This is a genomic window from Vreelandella rituensis, assembly GCF_003336665.1.
Classification (GTDB): domain Bacteria; phylum Pseudomonadota; class Gammaproteobacteria; order Pseudomonadales; family Halomonadaceae; genus Vreelandella; species Vreelandella rituensis.
The window spans coordinates 1-1,618 of the sequence record NZ_QPIJ01000141.1; the positions used below are offsets into that span (position 1 = coordinate 1).

The window sequence follows — 1,618 nt, forward strand, 5'->3', positions numbered from 1 at the left end:
CAGCGGGTGGCGTTGACGGCAGCGGCATCCCGCAGCGGTAATTTGAGCTGGCGCTGGACGCGCTCAAGGCGGACGTCTGCCGACAAGCCATTGGCTTTGAGGCGTTTCTTGAGTCCCTTGTCGGCGGCAAAGAAATCAACAAGCCACTGGTTGTCCTTGGCCTGGTTGCAGTCGTGACAGGCGATGGTCAGGTTGGCCACCCGGCTAGAGCCGTTCCGAGATTTCGCTACCACATGTTCGATCTCCAGCGGTGTATCACCGGTACCGCAGTAGGCGCACTCTCTACCCCATTTTTCGAGCAGGTATTCACGCACCTCATAGCCCAGGAGCGTGCCTTGTTGATACTCAATGCCGGAAATCTCCGGGTTTTCCATCTTCTGTAGATCGAATCGCACCAGCTCCATGCTCAGGTGAGTCACGGGTGCCCAGCGGCACAGCTTGTCCACCCAGGCCATGGTCGTATCGACTCGGTGTTGCAGGCTGGGTGGTAGCCAGCCCTTCTTGCGCGTGCGGTTATCAAAACGCGGCTGACGATAACGCAGGTTCTTGCTGCGACGCCGACGCCGAAAACCGGCACGTTGCTCCAAGGCTTGGCGAATCTGGAAGCCCCGATGCACCAACTGAAACAGGCAAAGCACATGGCGGGTTGCCTGTGCATTTTCGTTACCTTCGCTTTCTTCCAGCCGCATCAGCGCCAGCCCGGTTTCCTTGCTGCCCGGATCGGCAGCCAGCAGGGTTGGCTGCAAGGTGCCGTCACTCAGGCAGCGATCCCGCAACCGGATCACGAAAGGTGTCAGGTGTACCACCACCGCCCGACCACGTTCCAGCAGCAGTCGGGCGCGCTTTTCACTACACGGCATCAACGGCTGCTTGTTCTTTCCCAATACGAACACCGCCATGCGATCTCCTTCTTCAATAGAACCCTTACGGGCCTGGTGACGCAGGTCTTCCAACCTGTCTCCCCTCGGGACTGTCTGCAACCGGCTTATATGGACCCGTCCCGTTGTGCGAGCCAGAGGCAACAATGCATGGGGTGAGGACTGCACGCTTATATCCGGCCTATCGATGGCACCTTGGGTGCCTGGCCTTGATGGAATGCGCGCTCTCTGATCTGATCTCCTACGCGGCCTCGTAATGGGCCTTTCCGATTGGCAGAGTGTCAGAGAGCCGGTCTTACCGGTCATGCCATCGAAGCGTCTCGCCTGCGCAACCTCGGGGTTGGGTAACCTAGGGTACAACAAGCTTGTGTCTACTTTTTCTCAACATTAGGCGGCCTGTCCTTGTGGCTGGTAGCGTTGTCCATGAGCCAGCAGGGACCAGCAGATCCGGGCCAGCTTGTTAGCCAGCGCCACGATGGCCTTGCGCTGTCCTACGCGTTCCGCCAACGTGCATGCCCAGCGTGCTAGCCGATCCGGGTGTTCCTGGCGCTGGAACTGGCGTAATGCCGCTCTGGCGCCGTGCACCAGCTGGCGCCGGACCTCGCCGTTGCCACGTTTGGTGATGCCCTTCAATCGGCTGTGCCCACCACTGGAGTATTGCCGGGGCACCAGCCCCAACGAGGCACTGAACTGACGACCGCAGGGGAACCGGGCCGGATCTCCCAGGTGGCTGAGCAGCA

Annotated in this window: 2 protein-coding genes; both read right to left on the minus strand. The window is 60.1% G+C overall.

Going from position 1 to position 1,618, the window contains the following annotated elements:
* Nucleotides 1-899, minus strand: an 899-nt coding sequence (iscB, locus tag DU506_RS21105; RefSeq protein ID WP_181870849.1) for an RNA-guided endonuclease IscB, incomplete at its 3' end; no start/stop codon positions are given.
* Between the two features lie 366 nt (nucleotides 900-1,265).
* A partial coding sequence (locus DU506_RS21110) for a transposase (RefSeq protein ID WP_147273813.1) occupies nucleotides 1,266-1,618 on the minus strand: 353 nt, incomplete at its 5' end.